At 64.4% G+C, this 24,892-nt stretch carries 21 protein-coding genes and 1 tRNA gene; 7 read left to right on the forward strand and 15 right to left on the reverse strand.

The window, feature by feature from the left end:
• Positions 1–13 precede the first annotated feature (13 nt).
• Entirely contained in the window at positions 14–2,263 is a 2,250-nt protein-coding gene (locus JW897_RS01485) for a M9 family metallopeptidase (protein WP_205464948.1), read from the reverse strand.
• Between the two features lie 194 nt (positions 2,264–2,457).
• On the opposite strand from JW897_RS01485, the gene JW897_RS01490 reads away from it, so the two are divergent.
• Positions 2,458–2,542 (forward strand) — tRNA-Tyr (locus tag JW897_RS01490).
• Between the two features lie 60 nt (positions 2,543–2,602).
• Here JW897_RS01490 and fghA read toward each other — a convergent pair.
• Both fghA and JW897_RS01500 read right to left on the reverse strand, forming a co-directional pair.
• Positions 2,603–3,436 carry an S-formylglutathione hydrolase gene (gene fghA / locus JW897_RS01495; protein WP_205465202.1) on the reverse strand — a complete coding sequence of 278 codons (834 nt, stop codon included), beginning with the start codon at positions 3,434–3,436 and terminating at the stop codon, positions 2,603–2,605.
• A 19-nt stretch (positions 3,437–3,455) separates the two neighbouring features.
• Positions 3,456–4,580, reverse strand: coding sequence for an S-(hydroxymethyl)glutathione dehydrogenase/class III alcohol dehydrogenase (locus tag JW897_RS01500; protein ID WP_048413128.1), 1,125 nt, complete (start codon positions 4,578–4,580; stop codon positions 3,456–3,458).
• A gap of 145 nt (positions 4,581–4,725) precedes the next feature.
• Here JW897_RS01500 and JW897_RS01505 point away from each other — a divergent pair, with 145 nt between their 5' ends.
• The 5 genes from JW897_RS01505 to JW897_RS01525 all read left to right on the forward strand — a co-directional run bounded on the left by JW897_RS01505 (position 4,726) and on the right by JW897_RS01525 (position 11,802).
• The gene (locus tag JW897_RS01505; RefSeq protein WP_048413129.1) at positions 4,726–5,619 is read left to right on the forward strand and encodes a LysR substrate-binding domain-containing protein; all 894 of its coding nucleotides are present in this window, start codon (positions 4,726–4,728) and stop codon (positions 5,617–5,619) included.
• Positions 5,620–5,700: 81 nt separating this feature from the next.
• Entirely contained in the window at positions 5,701–6,711 is a 1,011-nt protein-coding gene (locus JW897_RS01510; RefSeq protein ID WP_227105359.1) for a nucleoid-associated protein, read from the forward strand.
• Positions 6,712–7,411: 700 nt separating this feature from the next.
• A complete protein-coding gene (locus tag JW897_RS01515; protein ID WP_205464949.1) occupies positions 7,412–8,665 on the forward strand; it encodes an EAL domain-containing response regulator in 1,254 nt (417 codons plus the stop codon).
• Positions 8,666–8,764: 99 nt separating this feature from the next.
• Positions 8,765–9,421: a response regulator transcription factor gene (locus tag JW897_RS01520; protein ID WP_053077248.1), complete on the forward strand. Its 657-nt coding sequence runs from the start codon at positions 8,765–8,767 to the stop codon at positions 9,419–9,421.
• A gap of 107 nt (positions 9,422–9,528) precedes the next feature.
• The gene (locus tag JW897_RS01525; RefSeq protein ID WP_205464950.1) at positions 9,529–11,802 is read left to right on the forward strand and encodes an ATP-binding protein; all 2,274 of its coding nucleotides are present in this window, start codon (positions 9,529–9,531) and stop codon (positions 11,800–11,802) included.
• A 61-nt stretch (positions 11,803–11,863) separates the two neighbouring features.
• Here JW897_RS01525 and JW897_RS01530 read toward each other — a convergent pair whose 3' ends face one another.
• The 8 genes from JW897_RS01530 to hemF form a co-directional block, all read right to left on the reverse strand.
• On the reverse strand, positions 11,864–12,763 hold the full coding sequence (locus JW897_RS01530; protein ID WP_205464951.1) for a 4-deoxy-4-formamido-L-arabinose-phosphoundecaprenol deformylase: 900 nt from the start codon (positions 12,761–12,763) through the stop codon (positions 11,864–11,866).
• Positions 12,764–12,819: 56 nt separating this feature from the next.
• The gene (locus JW897_RS01535) at positions 12,820–13,863 is read right to left on the reverse strand and encodes a bifunctional UDP-4-keto-pentose/UDP-xylose synthase (protein ID WP_053077249.1); all 1,044 of its coding nucleotides are present in this window, start codon (positions 13,861–13,863) and stop codon (positions 12,820–12,822) included.
• A 68-nt stretch (positions 13,864–13,931) separates the two neighbouring features.
• Positions 13,932–14,828 carry a formyltransferase gene (locus JW897_RS01540; RefSeq protein ID WP_205464952.1) on the reverse strand — a complete coding sequence of 299 codons (897 nt, stop codon included), beginning with the start codon at positions 14,826–14,828 and terminating at the stop codon, positions 13,932–13,934.
• Positions 14,825–15,772, reverse strand: a complete 948-nt coding sequence (locus JW897_RS01545; RefSeq protein WP_205464953.1) for a glycosyltransferase — start codon at positions 15,770–15,772, stop codon at positions 14,825–14,827. The genes JW897_RS01540 and JW897_RS01545 overlap by 4 nt, the downstream gene beginning before the upstream one ends.
• A 6-nt stretch (positions 15,773–15,778) precedes the next feature.
• On the reverse strand, positions 15,779–16,906 hold the full coding sequence (locus JW897_RS01550) for a DegT/DnrJ/EryC1/StrS family aminotransferase (RefSeq protein ID WP_205464954.1): 1,128 nt from the start codon (positions 16,904–16,906) through the stop codon (positions 15,779–15,781).
• 16 nt (positions 16,907–16,922) lie between these two features.
• Complete coding sequence (locus tag JW897_RS01555; protein WP_205464955.1) at positions 16,923–17,294, reverse strand: SMR family transporter; 372 nt, start codon at positions 17,292–17,294, stop codon at positions 16,923–16,925.
• A 28-nt stretch (positions 17,295–17,322) separates the two neighbouring features.
• Positions 17,323–18,993, reverse strand: coding sequence for a glycosyltransferase family 39 protein (locus JW897_RS01560; RefSeq protein WP_205464956.1), 1,671 nt, complete (start codon positions 18,991–18,993; stop codon positions 17,323–17,325).
• Between the two features lie 104 nt (positions 18,994–19,097).
• Positions 19,098–20,009: an oxygen-dependent coproporphyrinogen oxidase gene (hemF, locus tag JW897_RS01565; RefSeq protein WP_048413138.1), complete on the reverse strand. Its 912-nt coding sequence runs from the start codon at positions 20,007–20,009 to the stop codon at positions 19,098–19,100.
• Positions 20,010–20,108: 99 nt separating this feature from the next.
• Between hemF and JW897_RS01570 the strand changes: the two genes are divergently transcribed.
• The gene (locus tag JW897_RS01570) at positions 20,109–20,729 is read left to right on the forward strand and encodes a glutathione S-transferase family protein (RefSeq protein WP_048413139.1); all 621 of its coding nucleotides are present in this window, start codon (positions 20,109–20,111) and stop codon (positions 20,727–20,729) included.
• A gap of 65 nt (positions 20,730–20,794) precedes the next feature.
• On the opposite strand, the gene JW897_RS01575 is transcribed toward JW897_RS01570, so the two are convergent.
• The 4 genes from JW897_RS01575 to JW897_RS01590 form a co-directional block, all read right to left on the reverse strand.
• Complete coding sequence (locus JW897_RS01575; protein ID WP_205464957.1) at positions 20,795–21,385, reverse strand: outer membrane beta-barrel protein; 591 nt, start codon at positions 21,383–21,385, stop codon at positions 20,795–20,797.
• 464 nt (positions 21,386–21,849) lie between these two features.
• Positions 21,850–22,671 (reverse strand): alpha/beta hydrolase, encoded by an 822-nt coding sequence (locus tag JW897_RS01580; protein WP_082158781.1) that lies wholly within the window; start codon positions 22,669–22,671, stop codon positions 21,850–21,852.
• Positions 22,672–22,815: 144 nt separating this feature from the next.
• A complete protein-coding gene (locus JW897_RS01585; protein WP_205464958.1) occupies positions 22,816–24,162 on the reverse strand; it encodes an ATP-binding protein in 1,347 nt (448 codons plus the stop codon).
• Between the two features lie 3 nt (positions 24,163–24,165).
• On the reverse strand, positions 24,166–24,885 hold the full coding sequence (locus JW897_RS01590; RefSeq protein ID WP_048413142.1) for a response regulator: 720 nt from the start codon (positions 24,883–24,885) through the stop codon (positions 24,166–24,168).
• Positions 24,886–24,892 lie beyond the last annotated feature (7 nt).

Consider the following 24,892-nt stretch of genomic DNA (forward strand, 5'->3'; position numbering starts at 1 on the left):
TGCGGCTTTGGGCTTAGTCGTAGCTGGCGCTGACGGTGACGTTGGCGAAGGGCTGGCGCGCCTGCAGCGTCAGGTAGTACCAGCGGCCGGCTTGCGGCGCGGCGATGGCCACGCTTTCCTCATTGCCGGCGACGGCGGACGCGTAGTCGTAATTGCCTGGCGTCGGGTAGCGGTCCTGCGCCACGTAGAGATCGACGTCGCCGCTGCCGCCGCTGGTCCACAGCTTGAGGTTGCGCGCGCCGGCCGGCAGCAGGATGGTGGCGTAGGCCGCGCCGGAAGCGGAGGCGGAGAGGCCGCCGATGGAGCAGTTCTTGCCCAGGTAGCTGGGCGAGGCCTCCTTGCACGGCGGCAGGCCGGTGTCCGACGGCAGCGGCGGCTGGCCGGCGGTGGTGGCGCTTTGCGCCCAGCTGGCGAATTCCGCGTCGTAGCGGCTGCCAATCAGCTGGATCTGGCTGCGGTAGCCGGCGTAGTCGCCGCTGCGGAAGCGGGCGAGGAAGCCGTCCACGTCGCCGCGGTGGCGTTCCATCATGAAGCGGGTGGCCATATAGCCCCAGCGGTAGGCGCGGGTCACGTAGTCGCTCATGTCGTAGGTGTTGCCGAAGATCTGGCTCAGCGTGTAGCCGCCGCCGCGGGCGGCGTCGATGGCCGGCTGGTTGCCGTTGCCCAGCGACAGGTACTCGGCCAGTCCCTCAATCCACCAGACCGTGGGCAGGCGGGTGCTGGCGCCGAAGTCGCCGTACATGTCGAAGCGGCCGTCCAGATAGTGGATGTATTCGTGCTCCAGGTTCCAGACTTTGAAGGTCGGGCGCAGCCAGGAGGCTTCGTGGGCGATGAAGCGCGCCTGGTTGCCGGCCGCGGCCGGGTCGCCTTCCAGATACATGCCGCCGTTGTCGGTGCTGATGCCATAGATGACGGAGGCGTATTTGGCGTAGTTGTTGTAGTCGTCGAACACCACCACTTCCAGCGAGGTGTTGTTGTCGTTGGCCACCGGCTGTTTGCGGGTTTGCAGCATCTGATGGAAATAGGACTCCTCTTTTTGCAGCAGCGCGCAGGAGGACTGCAGCTGTTCGGCGCTCATTTCCTGGGCGCGGATGCGGATGCTGGCGCTGCAGGTGTAGCGGTTGACCAGGATGGCGTCGGCGAGCCGGGTTTCGAAGTCGCAGGTGCCGTAGTCGGCGCAGCTGGCGGCGTCGTAATACTTGACCGCTTCGGCGGCGGCCAGCCACAGCTCGTTGTCGGCGCCGGTCATGCTGCTGCCGGCCAGAATGGCCTGCGCCTGCGGCTTGATCGCCGGCTTCAGCGCCGGATATTGCATGAAGCGCAGCCCTTCGCGGGTGGCGTCGCCCAGCTGGAAGGCGCTTTCGGTGCCGAGCAGGCTGCTCTTGTTGGCCAGGGCGAAGCGGGTCAGCGCCGCGGAATAGCTGCCGTCGTTCTGCAGCAGCGGCGCGGCGTTGGCGCGACCGTGAGCGTAGAAGAACACGGTCAGCGCGCCGGTGAAGCCCTGGCTGGCGCTGGTCTCGCGCAGGGCCTGGGCGGCGTTGGGCTGGCTGGCGCTATTGGTGTAGCGCTGCACGATGGCGCGCATGCTGGGCAAGTAGTAGGCCTCATCCGCCATATTGGTGATCAGCTTCATCACCTCGCCGGCGGTGGTGGAGGCCTGGGCGTTGGCGGAGAACAGCGCGTTGCCGTCGGCCAGCTGCTTGATGCCGGGGCGCAGCACGGTGAGCAGATTGGGGTCCAGCGCCGGCAGGGCGCCGCCGCTGGCCAGGTAATAGCCGGCGCGCAGGTAGAGGGTGAGGTTGACCAGGGTCATCGAACCGGCGTTGTAGGCGGCGGCCTCCTGGGCGAAGCGGCCGGCGACGGCGTTGAGGTTGGCCGCGCTGTAGAGCGTGGCGGCCAGTTTGCTGTCCAGCGAGAACAGGCCGTAGGTGCAGGTGTAATCGGGCAGGGCGGCCAGGTAGTTGGCCAGCGCCGCGCCGCTGTAGCCGGCCATGGCCTTCACGTCCGGGCACTGCACGACGGCGGCGCGGCGGATCAGCTTGCTTTTGGGCTTGCCGATCACGGTGCGCTCGTCCGGCAAGCGGTAGCGGGATTGCGCGTCGCTTGGCGGGCGTTGTTGCCATTGCCGCGGCGGCGGCGCTTGCTTCGGCCGGGCCTGCGCTTGGTGGGGGGCTTTTTGCAGCTTGGGCGCGGCCAGCGCCGGCTGCGCCAGCAAGGCGGCGGCGAGGCTCAGGCACAGCGCGGCGAGTGGGAGCTTGGGCATTGTTGTCTCCAGAGGTCAGGGCGAGTCCCTGATGGCGAGATCATGCCAATGGCACAGCGGGCTTTCTTGGCGCGCTTGCGCGTCCGCGCGCGCAGATTTGCCAAATCAGCGGTGGGCGCGGGCGCGTCGCGGTGGGTTTTCGCGCGTCGGCGATTGACGCGGCGGTCGACTAGCTATATTATGCGCCTCTCTCTGGAGGGGTTCCCGAGCGGTCAAAGGGATCAGACTGTAAATCTGACGGCTCTGCCTTCGAAGGTTCGAATCCTTCTCCCTCCACCAGATTCAACAAAAAAGCCAGGCTACGCCTGGCTTTTTTGCGTTCTGTTTCCGTGCACGCGCTCATAGTCCGAGGTGGCGCGCGTGGAAGCGCAGCTGTTCCTCGATCAGGCTGGCGACGAAGTAATAGCTGTGGTCGTACTCGGCGTGGCGGTGCAATTCCAGTGGATAGCCGCAGTCCCGCGCCGCCGTTTCCAGCGCCTCAGGTTGCAATTGCACGTCCAGAAAGCTGTCGGCCAGGCCGATGTCCACACGCAGCGGCAGCTGCCGCTGCGCGTGCTTGAGCAGCAGGCTGGCGTCCCAGTCCTCCCAGGCGGCGCGGTCTTCGCCCAGATAGGCGGCGAAGGCCTTTTGGCCCCAGGGCGCGTTGACCGGGTGGCAGATAGGGCTGAACGCCGACGCCGAGACATAGTCCTGCGGCCGCTTCAGCGCGCAGATCAGCGCGCCGTGGCCGCCCATGGAGTGGCCGGCCACCGCGCGCTGCCCGGTGACGGGGAAGTTGGCCTCGATCAGCGCCGGCAGTTCGCGGCTGACGTAGTCGTACATCCGGTAATGGCGGTCCCACGGCGCCTGGGTGGCGTTCAGGTAGAAGCCGGCGCCCTGGCCCAGGTCGAAAGCCTCGTCGTCGGCCGCCTCCGCGCCGCGAGGGCTGGTGTCCGGCGCGACGATGGCCAGTCCCAGCTCCGCGGCGACGCGCTGCGCGCCGGCCTTTTGCATGAAGTTCTCGTCGGTGCAGGTCAGGCCGGACAGCCAGTACAGCACCGGCACGCGCTGGTTAGCGCCGGCCTGCGGCGGCAGGTAGACGGCGAAGCGCATCCGGCAGTCCAGCGTTTCCGAATCGTGCAGATACTGCCGATGCCAGCCGCCAAACGATTTGTTGGCACTGATGTTTTCCAGATTCACGCGCGTCTCCGGCTCAGTAATGGATCACGGAACGGATGCTCTTGCCCTCGTGCATCAGATCGAAGGCTTCGTTGACGCGCTCCAGCGGCATGGTGTGGGTGATGAAGTCGTCCAGGCGGAATTCCCCCTTCAGATAACGTTCCACATAGTCCGGCAGCTCGCTGCGGCCGCGCACGCCGCCGAAGGCGGAGCCGCGCCACACTCGGCCGGTGACCAGCTGGAACGGGCGGGTGGAGATTTCCTGCCCGGCTCCGGCCACGCCGATGATCACCGATTCGCCCCAGCCCTTGTGGCAGCATTCCAGCGCCGCGCGCATCACCTTGACGTTGCCTATGCATTCGAAGGAGAAGTCGACGCCGCCGTCGGTCATCTCCACGATCACGTCCTGGATGGGCTTGTCGAAGTCATTGGGATTGACGCAGTCGCTGGCGCCCAGCTTCTTCGCCAGTTCGAACTTGCTCTCGTTGATATCGATGCCGATGATGCGGCCGGCGCCGGCCATGCGCGCGCCGATGATGGCGGACAGGCCGATGCCGCCCAGGCCGAAGATGGCCACGCTGTCGCCGGCCTTGACCTTGGCGGTGTTGATCACCGCGCCCATGCCGGTGGTGACGCCGCAGCCCAGCAGGCAGACTTCCTCCAGCGGCGCGGCCGGGTTGACCTTGGCCAGCGAGATTTCCGGCAACACCGTGTATTCGGCGAAGGTGGAGGTGCCCATATAGTGGTAGATGGGCTTGCCGTCCTTGGAGAAGCGGGTGCTGCCGTCCGGCATCAGGCCCTTGCCTTGGGTGGCGCGGATCTTCTGGCACAGATTGGTCTTGCCGGACAGACAGAATTTGCACTCGCGGCATTCCGGGGTGTACAGCGGGATCACGTGGTCGCCCACGGCCACGCTGCTGACGCCGGGGCCGACGGATTCGACGATGCCGCCGCCTTCATGGCCCAGGATGCAGGGGAACACGCCTTCCGGGTCTTCGCCGGACAGGGTGAAGGCGTCGGTGTGGCAAACGCCGGTGGCGACCATTTTCACCCGCACCTCGCCGGCGCGGGGCGGATGCACTTCCACTTCTTCTATGCTCAGCGGCTGGCCGGCGGCCCAGGCCACGGCGGCCTTGCACTTGATGATGTCCTGGCTCATGAGCCCTCCTAGATGTTGGATCGCCGCCAGCAGCTCGCTGGTGTCTAAAGACTGAAGGCCGGCGGCGGCAAAACTTTGATTGTATTTCTCGTGTTTGAATAGATAATCGTGGCAATTGGTAAATGATTTTTTCCGAGGTGGAATAATGCTGGGTTGGGAAGGCATTTGCGAATTCGTCAGCGTGGCGGAGCAGGGCAGTTTCACCAAGGCGGCTCAGGCGCTGGGCATTTCCGTCGCCCAGGTCAGCCGCCAGGTCACGCAGCTGGAGCAGCGTTTGGGCGCCAAATTGCTGTATCGGACCACCCGCCATCAGGCGCTGACCGAGATCGGCGCGTTGTATCTGCGCCACTGTCGGCAGTTGCTGGATTCGCTGGCGGAGGCGGAGCAGGCGATCTCGCGCCATCAGGCGCAGCCGCAGGGCAAGCTCAAGCTGACCGCGCCGCTGGCTTACGGCCAAAGCCACATCGCGCCGTTGTTGACCCGTTTTCTGCAGCGCCATCCGCAGCTGGAGGCGAGCCTGAATCTGTCCAACCAAGTGCTGGACCTGGTGCAGGACGGCTACGACCTGGCGATCCGCATCGGTCATTTGAGCGATTCCACGCTGATGGCGCGGCGGCTGGCCTCGCGCCGCCATCATGTCTGCGCGGCGCCGGCTTATCTGGAGCGGCACGGCCGGCCGCAGGAGCCGGCGGACCTGGAGCGCCACAACTGCCTGTCGCTGAGCGGCGAGCACTGGCATCTGCAGGACGGCGGCCGCAGGAGGCAGGTGAGGGTCAAGGGCAGCTTGCGCTGCAACAGCGGCCATGCGCTGGCGCACGCGGCGCGGCTGGGCCTGGGGCTGGCGCAATTGCCCGACTATTACGTCGCCGGCTTTTTGAGCAGCGGCGAGCTGGTCGAGGTGTTGGCCGATTACCGCGAGCCGGACGAGGGCATTTGGGCGCTGACGCCGCACAACCGCCAGCTGTCGCCCAAGGTCCGGCTATTGATGGACTTCCTGGCCGAATCGCTGATCGACGATCCGCTGGCCTTGCCGGAATAGGCGGGCGGCCGCTTTCGCGGTTGCCAAGCCCGGGCGCAGTGGCAATAATCGCGCATTCGATTTTCAGGCGGGAGCGTACAGATGTTGGCGATTGGCGAATGCAGGGTGGAGCGGCTGGTGGTGCACCGGGTGGGCAATGCCGCGCGCGGCGAAGGCGCGCGTCTGTCCGAGCGGGCCAGCTCCGTGGACGAGGAGGTGTCGTCGTTGTTGCTGGGCGGTTATCTGAAGAACATCGTGTCGGACAAGCGCCAACACCAGTTCTTCCACGAGTCCGACCTGAATCTGAACGAGATCTACCACTACACCCGCCAGTTTTTCCGCGGCGAGCTGGATTTCCTGGCGGTGTCCCAGCGCATCGCCAAGCATTTGTACGCGCGTTCGCAGCACCCCAACATCAATGCCGGCGACCTGCTGGTGATTCTGTTCTCCGGCCTCAACGACGGCGACCGCGAGCTGCGCGCGCTGGGAGTGTTCAAATCCGAGATCCGCGATGATTTCCTGACCGTGGTGGAGTCCGGCGACGTGTTCGACATCAGCCACGCGTCCGGCATCAACCCGCGGCTGATCGACAAGGGCGCGCTGATTCTGGAACACGGACCCACGGTGTACGCGGTGGACCGGCTCAGCCGCGAGGCCAAGTTCTGGCTGGACGATTTCCTGAAAGCGATGCGGGTGCCGGACAAGGCCTCCAGCAGCAAGATGATGGCCAGCGTGGTGGAGCAGCTGTCGGAGGAGATTGAAGACCCGCTGCAACAGGCGCGTTTCAAGGATGAATTCCTCAATCTGGTGAGCAGCGAGGAAGACGTGTCGGCCAGGCAGCTGGCCAGCGCCGCCGAGAAGTTCGTACCGCGCGAGCAGGTGGACCAGGCGATGGGCTCCGCCGCAGAATCCTACGGCTTCGCGCTGGACGAGGAAGCCAAGCTGCCGGCCAAGGGCATGGCGCGGCAGCTGGAAAAAACGCTGTCCAAGTACGGCGTCGGCCACGGCATCAGCGTATTGCTGCCCACCGGCATCACTTTGAAGAACATTCAATCGCAGAACGACGGCGAAGGCGAGCTGACTCTGACGCTGCGCTTGAACAAACGCGGCTGATCGTTTGTTGATTTGAATCCCGCCGCGATCGGCGTGGATTTGTTTGCAGTGCGTCCATTTCAAACGGGCAAGGCGACAATCGCCTTGCCCGTTTTCTTTTCTGCTCGGCTTCCCTCGTTTGAGTCGGTTCCCGGCGCGCGTACGCGCGCGGGTCCGGATGCCGCGCGCGCTTGAAACCCTCGCCTATCACGCAATGACGTTGTTTTTATTTTTATCTTTTAATAATTAATTAATTTTCATATTAAAAACATTGCAAGAAATCAATATGACAATTGGTTTGGTATTTAAGATAAATCCTATGTTTGATTCTATGGATTTTTTTTATTATCGCAGTTTAAAACCAAATAGAACGACGTGATCTGGTTTGATTGCACCTGATGCGGACGGCGCCGAGGAGACGCCGTGGGGCTGGGCGTGATGCGTGCAGTGGGTCGTGGCTTGAATACCGGGGCTTGCAGCGTCGTTGCGGCGGCAGGCGTCGCCAGGCAGAGCCTGCGATCTTGAATGATTCTTTAGATTCATTGACCTTGGATGCATCTAGCCGGCAATGTGCTTTCACATTGTCATTATTGAATTGGCTAAACGGGCCGGCAATTAAGCTGATCAATCGCATGCTTTTTGGGATGTTGAAAAAATGGCGGCGCGCCAGTCTGAAAGTGGTGGGCATTAGGCTGCCAATATTCCAAATGGTAGGGAATCCATGGAAGATCTTAATGTTATGGTGGTGTCCGGGCCATCACGGGACAATGAGCGTTTTCAACGCATGCTGTTTCAGGCCGGCATCCGCAATATCCGTTATTGCGGCCATATTCACGAGGCGGAGCAGCAACTGCTGCGCGACCCGGTGGATTTGCTGGTATGCGATATCCAGATGCCGGACGGCGGCGGCGCCGAGCTGATCGCCAAGGTGCATGCCGGCGTGCGCCGCGGCGAACTGTCGGACGCGCCCATGCTGCTGTGGCACAGCGCGGCGGGCAAGTCCTTGCAGGAATCGCATGTCCGGCTGGCGCGCGAAGCCGGTTTCAACTACGTCTGGACGGCGCATCCGACCATGGACGACGGCGAGTGCGCGCAGTTTTTGCGCCAGGTGGAACTGGCGCGCGCGGCGATGGCCGAGGCCGTCCGCGTCAAGGGCGTGCCGGGGCGTCTGGGAACTCGGCCCTTCAGCGAGCAGGAGGTGATAGAGGCTCTGTGCTCCAAGGGCAATGTCACGATCGATCTGCAGCCTCAGGTGCGTTTGCGCGACGGAGCGATCACCGGCGCCGAGGCGCTGGCGCGCTGCATGCACCCGACGCGAGGCAATATCCGCCCATCGGTGTTCCTGCCGGTGGTGAGCAAGCTGGGTCTGGACCTATTGCTGTTTTTCCATGTGTTGAGCGGGGTGATCGCCACCCAGCAGGCGTTGAGCGCACAGGGGGTGAGGCTGCCGATTTCGATCAACGCGTCCGCGGCTACCCTGTCCTCGCCGAATCTGGCGCGCGAGATCACCATGCGCTGGGACAAGACCCAGCTGGAGCGTTCGCTGCTGGTGGTTGAACTGACGGAAAACCTCGAACCGGAAATCGGCCTTGATTTGATGGTGGCGCTGAATCAGCTGCGCGCCAACGGTTTCGGCATCGCCTGCGACGACTACGGCATCGGCATCTCTTCGCTGAAGATGTTGTCCGCCATGCCTTTTTCGTCCCTGAAGCTGGATCAATTGTTCGTCGCCTCGATGCTGGAGAGCTCGCGGCATTATGAAATCGTCCGCTCTTCCATTCTGCTGGGCAGGGAATTGAAGCTGCAGGTGGTGGCCGAGGGCGTGGAGAGCGCCCGTCACATCAAGGTTTTGCGCGAGATGGGCTGCGAGATCGGCCAGGGCTTCGGCCTGTACCGTCCGATGGCGCCGTCGCGCTACATCGAATTGGTGCGCCGGACTCCGAAGGAGTGGGACCTGGCGGGTCCGGACGACTAGGCGCGGGGGCAGGGCGCGCTGGCGGGACAGGGGATGCGGCGGACATGTTCCCGCGGGGCGCGACGGCAAGCCGATTGGCCAACTTTAAATGAGAACGGCATGAGAAAAAGAATATCGCTGATGATTCTGGACGACCATGACGTGGTGAGAGTGGGGCTGGAAGCCTGCCTCAAGCGCTACCCGGAATTCGAGATCATCGGCAGCTTTGCGCACAGCACTCAGTTGCTGGGGGTGTTTCGCAAGCAGCTGCCGGATGTTCTGTTGATGGACTTTTCTCTGGGCAGCAACGAGGTGGACGGTCTGAATCTGATTCAGTCCATCAATGTGCGTTATCCGGAGTGCAAGGTTCTAGTGCTGTCGTCGGTGGATCTGGTGGGCACGATCAACCTGATGCTGCGCGCGGGCGCCAGAGGTTTTTTCAGCAAGTCGCAGCCGGTGGAGGCGCTGGCGGGCGCGATCCACTGCGTTCATGCCGGGAGGGTGTATCTGACCGTCAAGATGATGAGCGAGATGAATCTCCTGCTGTCCAGCGACATCAAGCTGGAGGAAGGGCAGAAGCTGGATCCGTACTCCCGCTTGTCGCCAAGGGAACGCGAGGTGGTGCGCTGCTGCCTGGACGGCATGAGCACCAGCCAGATCGCGGAGAAGTTCTCGCGCAGCATCAAGACGGTCAGCACCCAGAAAAAAGCGGCTTTCCAGAAACTGGGGATCAATACGGACAGGGAACTGTTCTTGTTGAACTCGAAATTGGAGTAGCGGTGCGACTTAGATATTTGAGCTGTTGGGCCGTTCTGTGCGGCGCGCTGTCAGCGTGCGCCGATCAGAGCGGCACTATCCTGTTGAGCCGGGAGGAGGCGGAGTGGGTGCGCAGAAACCCGGTGGTGGACGTGTATGTGCTCCGCTCCAAGCTGGCGCCCAACCGCAAGAACAGCAGCGTGTACTACAAGGGCATAGAGGCGTATTTCCTGCGGCATGTCGGCGAGAAAAGCGGTTTGAGCTTCAATATCGTGCAAGTGCACTCGGCGCAGGATCTGATCGACGCCAGCCGAGACGGGCGAGCCATGATGCTGGCCAGCATCAATCAGGACGCGATCGGCGAATTGAACTTGAACAAGGACTACTACTTCACCCAGCCGTACTCCTCGCAGCCCTTGATGGCGGTCACGCGCCGCAATCATCCGGTGGTGTACGACTACAATAATCTGCATGGGCAGAAGGTCGCCTTCATCTTCAACGACAACTCCCGTTCCTGGCTGCTGGACGACAATGCCAATCTGGCCCTGGTGCCGGTGGAAACGCCGACTCAGGCGCTGCTGGCGATTCGGGAGCAACGCGCGGACATCGGTCTGGTGCCGGAAAACTATGCGCGTTTCCTATTGAATTACCGTTTTCCCGAACTGACCAGCTCCGGCGCGATTCCCGGCTATTACGCGATTTACCGGATGGGAGTCAGCAAGAACCAGCCGCTGCTTTACGACATCCTGGGGCGTTGCCTGGACGATATGTCGGCCGACGACGTCGACGCCGTCCGCTCCGCCTGGGAGGAGCAGGTGGCCGCGCGGCCGTCGGTTTACAGCGTGGTCCGAAGCTATGCCGGCGAGGGCATCGTGTTGGTGCTGCTGTTCTTCGCCATGTTGCTGGCGATGCGCACCACCACCCGGCTGCTGCGCAAGGCGCGGATGGGGGAGGCGGCCAAAAGCGAGTTTCTGGCGGTGGTCAGCCATGAAATCCGCACGCCGATGAACGCCATCATCGCCGCCGGGGAGTTGCTGCAGACCATGCCCTTGGGCGAGAAGCAACGCGAGCTGGTGTTGCAATCCAATCTGGCGGCCAACAGCCTGTTGCAGCTGCTCAACAATATTCTCAACGCCTCGCGGCTGGACGCCGGCCAGGAGGGCCTGGAACCGTCCTTCGTCAATGTCGGCGCCATCCTGGAGGGGCTGGTCAAGTTGTACGCGCTGGCGGCCAAGATGAAAGGGCTGGAGCTGCGTTATGTCTGCGAGTTGCCGGAGCGCGAACTCAGGCTGGACCCTTCGCATCTGCAACGGGTGCTGCACAACCTGATTTCCAATGCGATCAAGTTCACCGACAAGGGCACGGTCACGTTGCAGGCGAAGCTGCGCAGCGGCAAGGCGGGGAGCACGCGCGGCGTTTTGCTGTGCCAGGTGATCGATACCGGCATAGGGGTGCCGCTGGCCGCGCAGAAAACCATTTTCGACGCCTTCGTGCAAGCGGACGCCGTCGCCATCCGCAAGTCAGGCGGCTCCGGGCTGGGGCTGGCCATTTGCAAGCGGCTGGTGGGCTTGATGAAGGGGCGCATCTCGCTGGACAGCGACGGCGTGTCCGGCTCCACCTTCACCATCAGGCTGCCGGTGCTGCTGGGGCGGGCGCTGGAGTGGGAAGCGGAGGAGGAAGCGTTCGATCCGCCGCAGGCGGTGGGACAGGGACAGCTGGTGCTGGTGGTGGAGGACCATCCCGCCAATCAGCTGATGATTTGCGAGCAGCTGCGCCAATTGGGCTGCCGCGCGACGGTGGCCAGCACCGGCATGAGCAGCCTGTCCATTTTGAAGGAGAATCCGGAGATCCGTTTGATCCTGATGGACTGCAGCCTGCCGGACGTCAGCGGCTACGAGGTGGCGTGGCGAATCCGCGCGCGGGAGCGAGAGGAGGGCGACGCCTTGGTGCCCATTGTGGCGATTTCCGCCGCCAATGACGATCTGCACCGGGAAAAATGCATGAACAGCGGCATGAACGGCGTGCTGGTCAAGCCTTTGCGGCTCAGGGACCTGCAGCAGATGCTGTTCATGTGGCTGCCGGAAACGCTGCCCGTCTCCGAGTCCGCCGAACCGTCGCCGCAGGCCGACGGGCTATGGGCGATGTTCATCGAGCATAACGAGCGCGATTACCGCCAGGCGGTGCAGGCGATCCAGCAGACCCATTGGTCCACGGCCAGCCAGCATCTGCACCGGATCTACGGCGCGGCCTTGACCATGGAACAAGGCGAGCTGGCGGAGCTGGCGCGCGAGCTGGAGGGGATGTTGTTGCAGGGCGAAGCGGCAGGCTTGAGCGAGAGTATGGACGCGCTGCGCGCGACGCTGGACCGGTTGGCCGGCCAGACGTCGCCGGCGGAGGAGTGAGGCGGGTCGGCGGCTGGGAGCCCGCGCGCGCCGTTTGTTTGAACGGGGCGCGAGCAGGCTATCAGGCTTGCAGCGCCAGCATGCCGCTGCGGCCGGGGATTTCTCCCATCACCACGCGGCCGGCGGGCAGCGCGGCCACGTCCAGGCTGCTGAACAGCTCGATGCAGCTGCACAGCTGGTAACCCTGGGCTTGCCAGCCCACCAGCAGGTGTTCGAAGGTATAGCCCAGGCGCAGGCCTTCCAGCTCGGCGTGCAGCGTGTACACATGGCCGGTGGCCGGCGCTTCTTCGGTCAGCGCCAGGATATGGTGATGGACGTTGTCGGCGGTGAGGCCGTCCAGACCGATCAACTCGTCCAGCGTCGGCAGCGTGGTGGGCAGTTGCGGCACGCCCAGCGCCTGGCCGGCGGCGTCCACCGGCTGGAAGGGGTGGCTGCCGCGGCCGTCGGACGCGTAAAGCATGCCCAGTTCGCGCTCATAGGCCAGCGCCGCGTCGTTGATCTGCCAGCCGGCCGCGCCGTGGGTGCGCGCCGGCTCGCCGAAGATCTGTTCGAAGCGCTCGGCCGCCTTGCGCATTTCCGCGCGGGTCCAGGCGGCGTCCTTGCCGGCGACGTAGTCCTGCCACTTGATGTGGTCCCAGGTGTGGATGCCGACTTCGAAGCCCTGCGCGCGCACTTCGCGCATCAGTTCCGCTTCGCGCTTGCCGATGTCCGGGCCGGGCAGCACGGTGCCGTACAACAGGGTGCGGATGCCGTAGTGTTCGACCACCGAGGTGCGCGACACCTTGGACAGGAAGCCGGGACGGAACACCCGCTTGATCGCGCGGCCGGTATGGTCCGGCCCCAGGCTGAACAGGAAGGTGGCCTTGGCGTGGTGCTGTTGCAGCATGTGCATCAGCCGCGGCACGCCGTCGCGGGTGCCGCGCCAGGTGTCGACGTCGATTTTAAGGGCGAGTTTTCTCATGGGGGATCTCTGAAACCGGCGCCGGGCTTTCTATCTCGCCTGGCGCCGGGAGCCGCTTACTCGGACAGGTCGCGGCTGGCGGCCACTTGGTCGCGGTAATAGTCGTAAATGCCGCGCAGCGCGTCGGCCATGGTCACGCTCGGCTTCCAGTCCAGGTCCGCCATGGTGTTGGCGATCTTGGGCACGCGGTTCTGCACGTCCTGATAGCCTTTGCCGTAGTAAGCGCCGGAGGTGGTTTCCTCGATCTTCACCTTGTCGGCGTTGAGCTGGTATTCCGGGTAGACGCGGGCCAGGTCCAGCATCATCGCGGACAGCTCGCGGATGGAGTAGTTGTTGGTCGGGTTGCCGATATTGTAGATCTGGCCGGAAGCCTTGCCGTCCTGGTTTTCGATGATCTTCATCAGCGCGCTGATGCCGTCGTCCACATAGGTGAAGGCGCGTTTCTGATGGCCGCCGTCCACCAGCTTGATGGTCTCGCCGCGCACGATGTGGCCCAGGAACTGGGTGATCACGCGGCTGGAGCCTTCCTTGGGCGTGTTGATGTTGTCCAGGCCGCCGCCGATCCAGTTGAACGGGCGGAACAGGGTGTAGTTCAGGCCTTCCTGCATGCCGTAGGCGTGGATCACGCGGTCCATCAGCTGCTTGGAGCAGGAGTAGATCCAGCGCGGCTTGTTGATCGGGCCGCAGATCAGCTCGGAATTCTCCGGGTCGAACTCTTCGTCGTGGCACATGCCGTAGACTTCCGAGGTGGACGGGAACACCAGGTGTTTCTTGTACTGCACGCACTGGCGCACGATGGGCAGGTTGGCCTCGAAGTCCAGTTCGAACACGCGCAGCGGATTGTTCACATAGGTGGACGGAGTGGCGATGGCCACCAGCGGCAGCACCACGTCGCACTTCTTCACGTGATACTCGATCCATTCCTTGTTGATGGTGATGTCGCCTTCGAAGAAGTGGAAGCGCGGATGGTCTTTCCACTCGGCCACGCGGTCATCGTGCATGTCCATGCCGTAGATGTGCCAGTCGGTGGTTTCGATGATGCGTTTGGTCAGGTGGTGGCCGATGAAGCCGTTGACGCCGAGGATCAGTACTTTTTTCATTGAGATTTCCTTCGTCGCTCCCACTGAGGGGGCTGTGATTTGCATGTGTATTCCGTGAGTCCGTCGCTTCAAGCCAGCGTCAGCGTCGTTGTCGGCGCCAGTGCCGCGCCGTCCAGCGTGGCGGACAGAACCTTCAGGCGGCCGCCGTCCACGGCGTCCAGCCACAGCGCGCCGTTTTCTGAGTGTAGCCGGGCCGCTTGCAATTGCAGGCCGTGAGCGCCGGCGCGCAGCGTTTTCCAGATCACCAGCCGGCCGCTTTCGGTGTCGGCGAAGGCGCCCGGGAAGGGGTGGCTCAGCGCGCGCACGAAGTTGTGCAGCGCGTCGGCGCCGGCCTGCGGGTCGATGCGGCCGTCTTCCGGCTTGCGGCCGCCGAAGTAGCCGCCCTGGCTCAAGTCCTGCTGGCGGAGTTCGGCCTTGTCGGCCAGTAGCGCCGGCAGGCTGCGGGCCAGCACCATTTCCGCGGCCACGGTGACCTTGGCGAACACTTCGTCGGCGTTGTCGTCCGGCAGGATGGGCACCGCCATCTGGTCGACGACGGGACCGTTGTCCGGCTTGACGTTCATCACGTGCAGGGTGGCGCCGGTTTCGGTTTCGCCGTGGATGATGGCCCAGTTGATCGGCACCCGGCCGCGGTATTTGGGCAGCAGCGAGCCGTGCATATTGAAGGCGCCGCGCGCCGCGCACTCCAGCAGCGGGGCTTTCAGCATGTGGCGGTAATAGAAGGAGAACAGGAAGTCCGGCCGCGCCGCTTGCACCTGGGCCAGCACTTCCGGCGTGTTCGGCTCGTCCGGGGTGATCACCGGGATGCTGTAGTCGCGGGCGACTTGCTCCACGCTGGCGAACCAGATGTTCTCCTTGGGGTTGTCGCGGTGGGTGACCACCAGCGCTACCTCCACGCCGCCGCCGATCAGCGCCTTCAGGCAGCGCACGCCGACATTGTGATACGCGAAGACCACGGCTTTCATGGCTTGTCCTTTTGCTCCAGCACCGCGCCGATCACATAGCGCGGCCGGTCCCGCACTTCCTGATAGATGCGGCCTATGTATTCGCCGAGCAGGCCGATGCCGAACAGCGCGATGCCGATCAGCAGGAAGGCGATGGCGAACAGGGTGAACAGTCCGCCCACTTCCGGGCCGACGATGAGGCGGCGCAGCACCAGGTAGACCACCAGCACGCCGGAGCCGGCGGAAACCAGCATGCCCAGCAGCGAGAACAGCTGCAGCGGCACGATGGAGAAGCCGGTCATCAGATCGAAGTTCAGCCGGATCAGGCTGTACAGCGAATACTTGGATTCGCCGGCGAAGCGCTCTTCATGGCCGACGGTGACCTCGGTCGGGTTCTGCGCGAACTGGTAGGCCAGCGCCGGAATGAAGGTGTGCAGCTCGTTGCACTGGTTGATGGTGTCGATGATGCGGCGGCTGTAGGCGCGCATCATGCAGCCCTGGTCGGTCATCTTGATGCGGGTCAGCTTTTCGCGCAGGTGGTTCATCGCGCGGCTGGCCAGGTGACGCCACAGGCTGTCGTTGCGCTGGCGGCGGATGGAGCCGACGTAGTCGTGGCCCTTGTCCATTTCCGCCAACAGCAGCTTGATGTCCTCCGGCGGGTTCTGCAGGTCGGCGTCCAGCGTCACCACGCGCTCGCCGCGGCTGTATTCGAAGCCGGCCAGGATGGCGCGGTGCTGGCCGAAGTTGCCGTTGAACAGCACCACCCGGGTCACGTCCGGACGCAGGTCGAACTGCGCGGCGAGCATGGCCGGGCTTCTGTCGCGGCTGCCGTCGTTGACGAAGACGATTTCATAACGCACGCCCAGCGCGTCCAGCGCCGGGTAGAGGCGGTCGAACAGCGCCGGCAGCACGTCCTGCTCGTTGTACACCGGGATGACTACGGAAAGATCGATTACGCTTTTCATGATGTTTTATACGCTCAGCACGGGCTTCAGCACGCCGCTCACGGCGGCGCACACGCGCTCCACGTCCGCGTCGGCCATGGCCGGGAACAGCGGCAGGGTGACGGTGCGGCGGCCGATGTCTTCCGCCACCGGGAAATCGCCCGGCTGGAAGCCCATCTCGCGGAACAGGGTGAACAAATGCATGGCGGGGTAATGCACGCCCACGCCTATGCCCAAGTCTTTCATGCGGGCGATGAATGCGCCGCGGTCCATGCTCATCCGATCCAGCGGCAGCAGCGGCTGGAACATATGCCAATTGCTCTGGGCCATGTCTTCCAGCGGCAGCTCGCAGGCCAGCTCGCGGTCGAAATGGCGGAAATACAGCGCGGCCAGTTCGCGGCGGCGGGCGTTGAAGCCCTCCAGCCGCGGCAGCTGGCCCAGGCCGATGGCGGCGGCGATGTCGGTCATATTGGCCTTGCCGCCCAGCACGTCCACGTCCATGCCGCCGTCGGCGTGGCGGGTCACGCCCTGCAGCCGCAGCTTCTCGAACAGGCGCGCCTCGTCCTCGTCGTTCAGCACCAGGCAGCCGCCTTCGCCGCTGGTCATGTTCTTGTTGGCGTGGAAGCTGAACGAGACCAGGTCGCCGAAGCTGCCGATGCGGCGGCCGCGCCAATTGGCGCCCATGGACTGGGCGGCGTCCTCGATCACGCGCAGCCGATGGCGCTTGGCGATGTCGTACAGGCGATCGCGATCCACCGGCAGGCCGGCCAGGTCCACCGGGATGATGGCGCGGGTGCGCGGCGTGATCGCCCGCTCCGCCAGGTCCAGGTCGATGTTGCGGCTGGCGCGGTCGGCGTCGACGAACACCGGCTTGGCGCCCACTTTCAGAATCACGTTGGCGGTGGCCACCCAGCTCAGCGGGCAGGTGATCACCTCGTCGCCGGGGCCTACGCCGGCCAGCTGCAAGGCCATTTCCAGCGCGGCGGTGGCGGAGGCCACCACCCGCACCGGACGGCCGCCGACATGGGCGGACAGCTCGGCTTCCAGTTGCCGGGATTTGGGTCCGGTGGTGATCCAGCCGGAGCGCAGCACCTCGCCGACGGCGGCGATGGTGGCTTCGTCGATGTCCGGGCGGGTGAAGGGCAGGAAATCCATGAGAGCCTTTCTGACGTTAGCTGCGGGCGACCAGCACCACGCCGATGATGATGACGCCGATGCCGATCAGCTTCTGCGCGCTCAGCGCTTCGCCGAACAGCCAGTAGGCCAGCAGCGCGTTGACCACGTAGCCGATGGACAGCATAGGGTAGGCGATGCTGACTTCCACCCGCGACAGCGCCATGATCCACACCACCACGCTGACCGCGTAGCAGGACAGGCCGCCGACGATGGGCAGATTGGTGGCCAGCGACCAGCCTATCGGCAGCACGTTGGAGGCGGAAAAGTCAAAGTGGCCGATCTGGCGCACGCCGGCTTTCAAGCATAGCTGGGCGGCGGCGTTGAGCAGCACGCCGAGCAGAATCAGGCCGAATTCGATCAACTTCATAGTAGACGGGGTCCAAAGGTTGGCGGTTTCACGGCTTGGCCACCACCAGGCGGCGCGGATCTTGGTAGACCACCCGCATCGGCAGGCCCTGGGCCAGCAGTTCCTGATAGGTGGCGGGATCGGTCATCGCCAGCGCGCGCGGGGCGGCGTTCCAGGCGGCGACGAACTGTTCCAGCCGCGGCATCCAGCGTTGCGGCTCCTGGCCCTCGCCGAACTCAAACTCGTCGACGAACTGCACCAGGGTGACCGGGCGGCCCAGATAGAAGGGGAAAGTCTGATCGTAATAACGGACCGAGAACACCGGGACGTCGGCGCTCAGATAAGGCTGGATCTGGCGCACGATCTCCTTGCTGCCCTTCAGCCGGCCGTAGCTGTCGTGACCGGCGGCGGCGACGCTGACGGCGAGCAGGCTGCCGAAGGCCAGCCAGCACAGCGCGGCCAGTTTGCGCTCGCGGCCCAGCAAGCGCCAGGCGACGGCGGCGCAGACCAGGAACAGCAGCGCGGCGGCGGCGACGAAATGGGCGAAGCCGTGCAGCACGTCGAGCGGGATGTCTTCGGACGCGAAGCGGTCGACGAAGGGATAGAGGGCCAGCGCGGCCAGCCACAGCAGCAGCGCCGGCAGCAAATGCTTCTTCAGCGCGGCGGCCGGCATCCGCTGCAGCGTAGGCGCCAACAGCAGCGCCAGCGCCGGGAACAGCGGCAGGATGTAGGACGGCAGCTTGGAGCTGGACTTGCTGAAAAAGGCGAAGATGAAGACCGACCAGATCAGCAGCAGGCGGCCGGCGCGCAGCCGCGCGCCCGGCTCGCGCCAGCCGTCGCGGCACAGCGCCGGCAACAGGCTGGTCCAGGGCAGCAGGCCCAGCAGCAGATAGGGCACGAAATACCACGGCGCGCCGGTGCGCTTGTGCTCGGTGGTGAGGAAGCGCTCCAGATGCTCGCGGATGAAGAAGAAATGGGCGAAGTCGGGGTTGCGCTGCGACACCAGGATGAACCAGGGCGCGGTCAGCAGCAGGAACAGGGCCAGGCCGCTCAGCCAGTGCATGCGCTTCCAGAAGCCCCATTGCCAGTTGAGCAGGCTGTACAGCACCAGAGTGGCGCCGGGAATCAGCAGGCCGATCAGGCCCTTGCTCAGCGTGGCGGCGGCCATCGCCGCCCAGGTCAGCCACATCCAGTTGCGTGTTTCGCGCGGGCCGGCGTCGTCGCGCTGGGCCAGCAGGAAGCCGCACAGCGCCACGGTCAGGAAGAAACTGACCCCCATGTCCAGCGACAGGAAATGGCTGTTGGCGACGATCCAGGCGCAGCTGCCCGCGGCCAGCGCCGCGTAGCGGCCGGCGTCCACGCCCCACAGCCGGCGCGCGGTGAAGCCGCACATCGCCACGCTCAGGAAGCCGGTCAGGCCCGGCCAAAAGCGGGCGGCGAATTCGTTGACGCCGAAGGCGGCGAAGCTCAGCGCGCCCATCCAGTATTGCAGCGCCGGTTTTTCGAAATACAGCAGGCCGTTGAGCCGCGGCGTGATCCAGTCGCCGCTGTGCAGCATGAACAGCGACAGCGTCGCGTAGCGGCCTTCGTCGGCGTGAATCAGCCCGCGGTAGCCGAGGGAGCCGAACCAGACGACGGCGAACAGCAGCCACAGCGCCGGCTCCAGCCAGGGACGGGCGGCGCGGCCGGAAAACCCGGCCGAGAAATGGGGTTGATTCATGCGGAACGGATAGTCGTTGGATTATTATGGACAGCTGCGCAAGGATACCCGATTTCGCCGTCCTTGTGATTGGCTAAACTCATGCGCGGGCTGGAAAAAACGGCTCAGGCCAGCCAGTCGCGCGGGGCCAGGAAGCGCTCGGTCAGCGCCGCTTCGGGGCTGCCTGGCTCAGGCTGGTAATCGTATTCCCAGCGCGCCAGCGGCGGCATCGACATCAGGATGGATTCGGTGCGTCCTCCGGATTGCAGACCGAACAGGGTGCCGCGGTCCCAGACCAGGTTGAATTCGACGTAGCGGCCGCGGCGGTAAAGCTGGAACTGCCGCTCGCGCTGGCCCCAGCTGTCGCCCTTGCGGCGCTGGACGATGGGCAGGTAGGCGTCGGTGAAGCCATCGCCCACCGCCTGCATGAAGCGGAAACAGGAGTCGAAGCCCCAGGCGTTCAGATCGTCGAAGAACAGGCCGCCGACGCCGCGCGCCTCCTGGCGGTGCTTCAGGAAGAAATACTCGTCGCACCAGCGCTTGTAGTCCGGGTACACCTGTTCGCCGAACGGCCGGCACAAGTCGCGGGCCACGCTGTGCCAGTGCACCACGTCGGCCTCCACCGGGTAGAACGGAGTCAGGTCGAAGCCGCCGCCGAACCACCATACCGGCGCCTCGCCGTCCTTCTCCGCGATGAAGAAGCGGACATTGGCGTGGCTAGTGGGGATGTGCGGGTTTTCCGGGTGGATCACCAGAGACACGCCCATGGCCTGGAAACCGCGGCCGGCCAGCTCCGGCCGGTGGGCGGTGGCGGAGGCGGGCAGCGCGTCGCCGTAGACGTGGGAGAAGTTGACCCCAGCCTGCTCGAACAGCGCGCCCTTGGCCAGAACCCGGCTGCGCCCGCCGCCGCCGCCCGGCCGCTGCCAGGCGTCCTCGACGAATTGAGCGCCGCCGTCGGCCTGCTCCAGCGCCGCACAGATGCGGTCTTGCAGGTCCAAGAGGAAGGCTTTGACATCATTGACGCGCGGCTGGCTCATCGCAGTATCCTGAAGGCTTGAAATGGGCTGCATTGTAGCAGACGGGGCGGCGCGCGAAGGCGCGCGCGGCCTGAGCCTTGAACAGGGGAGACTCGCATCGTGATTGATCTGTATACCTGGGGCACGCCCAATGGGCGCAAGATTTCCATCATGTTGGAAGAACTGGAGCTGCCTTACGCCGTGCACGCGGTGGATATCGGCAAGGGCGAGCAGTTCGCCGAATCCTTCTTGGCCATCAGCCCCAACAACAAGATTCCGGCCATCGTCGACAGCGACGGGCCGGAGGGACGGCCGCTGGCGATGTTCGAGTCCGGCGCCATTCTGCAATACCTGGCGGAAAAGCACGGCCGCCTGCTGCCGGCGGCGGGCGCGGCGCGTTACGAGGCGTTGCAATGGCTGATGTTCCAGATGGGCGGCTTCGGGCCGATGCTGGGGCAGGCCCACCATTTCCTGCGCTACGCGCCGGAAGCGCTGCCTTACGCGCAAAAGCGCTACCACGACGAAGCCTTGAGGTTGTACGGCGTGTTGGACCGGCAACTGGAGGGCAGGGATTACGTTGCCGGCGAGTACGGCGTCGCCGACATCGCGCTGTATCCGTGGGCGGCGCGACATGATTGGCATCAGGTGGATCTGGCGGCGTTTCCGCGGGTGAGCGGCTGGTTCCAACGCGTCGGCGAGCGGCCGGCGGTGCGGCGCGGCATGGCGGTGCCGGCGGCCTGAAACGCAAAACCAGCCGCGGGCGCAGGGGCCGCGGCTGGCGATGGGAGGTAGCGGCAAGGCTAAGTTTAGAAGTGGTAGCTGATGCCGGCCTTCAGCACGCTGGTGCCGGAAGTCTTTACCACGCTTTTGCCCGCCATCTGGAAGTCATTGCCGCCGATGTATTCGTATTCGCCACGCAAGGACAGGTTTTTGTGCAGCTGATACTGCGCGCCGAAACCAAGACCCAGGCGGGTGTCGTTGAAAGTTTGGTTGGCAACTTGGTCGATCTTGAGCTTGGTATGGACGTTGTTCAGGCTCGCCTTGCCGAAAACTTCCAAATCCTGGGTCACCGGCAAGATGCCCAACACGGCGATGCGTTCGGCCTTGGTGGCGACGGAGCCGTTGCCGGTGCGGCCGTTGAAGGTGCCGTTGGCCGTGGATTTGCCGAAGTCGGCGTAGGACAGTTCGGTGGCTAGGTACTGGTTGAAGCGGTAACCGGCGCCCAGTTCCCATACCGTGCCGGCGGCCTTGGCGTCTTTCAGGATGATGTTGCGGTTGCCGGATTCCGGCTTGGAGAAGTTGTAGCCGGTGTTGCCGAACACGTAGAAGCCCGGGTCGGCGGCGTGGGCGGACAGAGCTGCCAGGCTCATCACGGAAGCGGTAATCAGTTTTTTCATTTTTGCGACTGTTTGCTTTGTTGGTAACGACGATATTGTGCGAATGAGAAGCAAATCAGTCTGTTGAGCTTGTAAGCGCTCTTTGTGTGAGGGATGGAGGGCTTGTGTAACGATGTGTAACAAGGCGGGGCGGGCGGATGAAAGAAAAGATGCCCGCCGAAGCCGGCGGGCACGCAAAGTCACACAAAGGGAAAAGAGAACGGAACCGTTGCAAGACCGGCGGGGGCGCCGATCCGGCTCGTGCAAACAGTTTGCTTCAGCCAGACCTTGTCTTCCATTGTCGCTGTGTTCTGGCTTGGTGACGGTTGGTGACGGGGCGGCGCGGAAGTTTGCGCAGCTGTTAAATTCAATGTTCGGTTGTGATTGCTTGCAACTTTAATTGGAGGGGCGTGGAGCAGGTGCCTTGGGCGCAGGCAAGAAAAAAGGCAAGCGGGAAGCTTGCCTTGATTGCAGCGGCGCGGCGTTCAGGCGGCGGCGAACAGGGCCCAGCCGTTTTGTTCGGCGGCGGCGGCCGACGCTTGGGCGCGGTGGTTGAAAAACTTCAGGCTGCGCTTGAGCACTTCGCCGCGTTCATTGTCCACCATCACCATGTGGTAGCTGTTGGACAGCGGCATGAAGTCCACGCTGCCGCCCAGATAGCGCTGCAAGTAGCGGGCCGAGCGCGGGCTGGTGATGTCGTCCTCGTCGGCGTGGACGATCAGCGTCGGGCACGTGATCTGTTCCAGCCGCGGCATCAGCTGGCGGCGCAGCCCGTCCACCTGGCGGATGCAGGCCAGCGGGATGTAGGCGTAGTGGAAGCGCTCGCCGCGCTCGAAGCGTTGCTGGATCGCCTTGCGGATGCGGGCGTTCTTGATGCCGAAGGGTTCGACCTCCGGCACGCGCATTTTCTTGGCCAGCCCGGGAATGCGGTAGACGATGTGGCGCGCCCAGGTCAGTTTGGGCAGGCTCCAGCCGTCCAGGAACAGCGGCGGCGCGTACAGCGCGAGGCCGTCCTTGTGATTTTCCAGCCGCGCCACTTCCAGCGCCACCAGGCCGCCCAGGCAGACGCCGGCCAGGTGCACCACCTTGTGGCGCGTCTTCAGTTCCAGGTATTCCTTGCGTATGGTTTCCACCCAGTCCTGCCAGCGAACGGACAGCAGATCTTCCGGCTCGCCGCCATGTCCCGGCAGCAAGGGGGTGTGCGTGACGATGTCCGCCTCCTCCAGCGTGCGTCCGAGAGCGCCAAGATCATATGCGCTGCCGCCGAGACCGTGAACCAGCAGGGCGGCCGGTCGTGAAGAAACCATGGGAAATACCCGATCCAAGTTGAGATGCTGGCATTATCCCGCCGGCCCGGATCAGGGTCTGTTGGCTTCCTGTCCCCGCTTTGTGACGGCGCGTGACCCCATTCAGATTGCTTAACACACTGCGGCTTTACTTTTCTCCGCGTTTCATTGCTGAGGCTGCATGATGCGCAGGGTGAAGCGCGCGCCGCCCAGCTCGCTGGCGCCGACGCTGGCCTGGCCGCCGTGGTGCTCGGTGATCAGCTTGACGAAGGACAGCCCCAGGCCGTAGCCGCCGGTGGCGCGGTCGCGGCTGCGGTCCAAGCGCAGGAAGGGTTCGAACACCTTGTCGCGCTCGGCCTCGGGGATGCCGCAGCCGTCGTCGTCGACATGGATCAGCAACTGGCCGGCGGCGTTGTGGCACACCGTCAGCCGAACTTGGGCGTTGGCGTATTTGAAGGCGTTGAGCAAGAGGTTGCGGCTGGCCACGTACATCAGTTTGCGGTCGAAAGCGCCGTTGCCCAGCGCGCAGTCCAGCTCCAGCGCGACGCCGGACGGCTTCAGCGGCGTGACCAGATCGATCAGATCGTCGAACCAGTCGTACAGGTCCACGGTTTCCCAGTGCAGCGGCACCTCGTTGCGGTTGAGCTTGGCGAACTCCATGCTGGTGTTGAACAGCTCTTCCAGCTCCTGCATATCGCGCTCCATGCCTTCGCGGTAACGCCGCCATTCCTGCTCGTCCTCTTCTTCCTCCAGCATGGTCAGACCGAAGCGCAGCCGCGCGATCGGGGTGCGTATCTCGTGGGCGATGGCGTGCGACAAGGCCTGGCGGGTCTCCATCTGCCGCTCCAGCCGCGCGGCCATGCTGTTGAAGGCCAGGGACAGGGGAGCCAGCAGCCGGCTCTTCGAGGGCTGGGCGCGGGCGCTGAAGTCGCCGTCGGCGAACACCTCCGCCTTGCGGCGGACTTCCAGCAAGTCCTTCCACAGCGGGCGCAGGCTGAAATAGATCAGGGTGCCCAGCGTGGAGCCGGTCAGCAGAATCCACAGCAGCAGGATTTCCATGTCCTCGCTGATCCAACTGCTGTTGCTGGCCGGCGCCTCCAGGGGGCCCAGCAGCAGCAGGCGCGGATCATGGGGCAGCGGCACGTAAAGCAGCTGGCTGTCGAAGTCCAGATAGGGGCGGCCGCCCAGCAGCGCGGCGTGGCCCTCCGGCTCGAAATCGTCGGGGGGGTGGGCGATCAGTCTGACCGGGTAACTGAAGGCGCGAGCGATCTCGGCCAGCTTGCCGTCCCAGTCCTTGTGCGGGGCTTGGGCCAGCTGCTGGCGGATCAGCGTCACGGTGCCGTTCATGAACTGCAGCTTGCCGTCGCGGTCGCTGTTTTCGTACAGCTTGGTGACCAAGAAGCCGAAGCCGATGATGATGATCAGTTCCACCAGCATGGTGGCGAAGAAGTAGCGGGCAAACAGGGTGCCCAGCGACGGCTTGAGCCAGCCGCGCAGACGACGGGTGCTCATTGCTTATTCCCAGTCGCTGCGCGAGAACAGATAGCCTTTGCCGCGCACGGTCTTGATCCGGGCCGGCGCGTCGGGATTGTCGCCCAGTTTGCGGCGCAGCCGCGAAATGCGCGCGTCGATGGAGCGGTCCAGCCCGTCGAAGCCGATGCCGCGCAACTCGCTCATGATGTCGTCGCGCGACAGCACCTGGCCGGCGTGGGAGGACAGCAGCCACAGCAGGTCGAATTCGGCGGTGGTCAGATCGATCAGCTCCCCGTTCAGCGTGGCTTCGCGCGTGGCCTGGCTGATGCAGAACTGGCCGAAAGTGAAGCTGTCTTCGTCGGCGGCCTCGCCGTCGGCCTGCGCGCCGGGTCCGCCGCGGCGCAGCAGCGCGCGCACCCGCGCCAGCAGGCGGCGCGGCTCCACCGGCTTGGCCAGGTAGTCGTCGGCGCCCAGTTCCAGGCCCAGGATTTCGTCCACGTCCTCGTCGCGCGCGGTCATGATCAGCACCCGGCCGTTATAACGCGGGCGGATTTCGCGGCAGACGTCGAAGCCTTCCTTGCCCGGCAGCATGATGTCCAGGATCACCAGGTCCGGCTTTTCTTCCAGGATGATGGCCGGCGCGGTGTCGCCGCGGCCGTGCTGGGAGATGCGATAGCCGTGCTTGCTCAGATAAGCGCCTATCAATTCGGCTAGTCTCACGTCATCTTCGACGATGAGAATATGGGGGGTATCGCTTGGCATGTGTTCG

It is taken from the genome of Chromobacterium alkanivorans, from assembly GCF_016937655.1.
GTDB classification, from domain to species: domain Bacteria; phylum Pseudomonadota; class Gammaproteobacteria; order Burkholderiales; family Chromobacteriaceae; genus Chromobacterium; species Chromobacterium alkanivorans.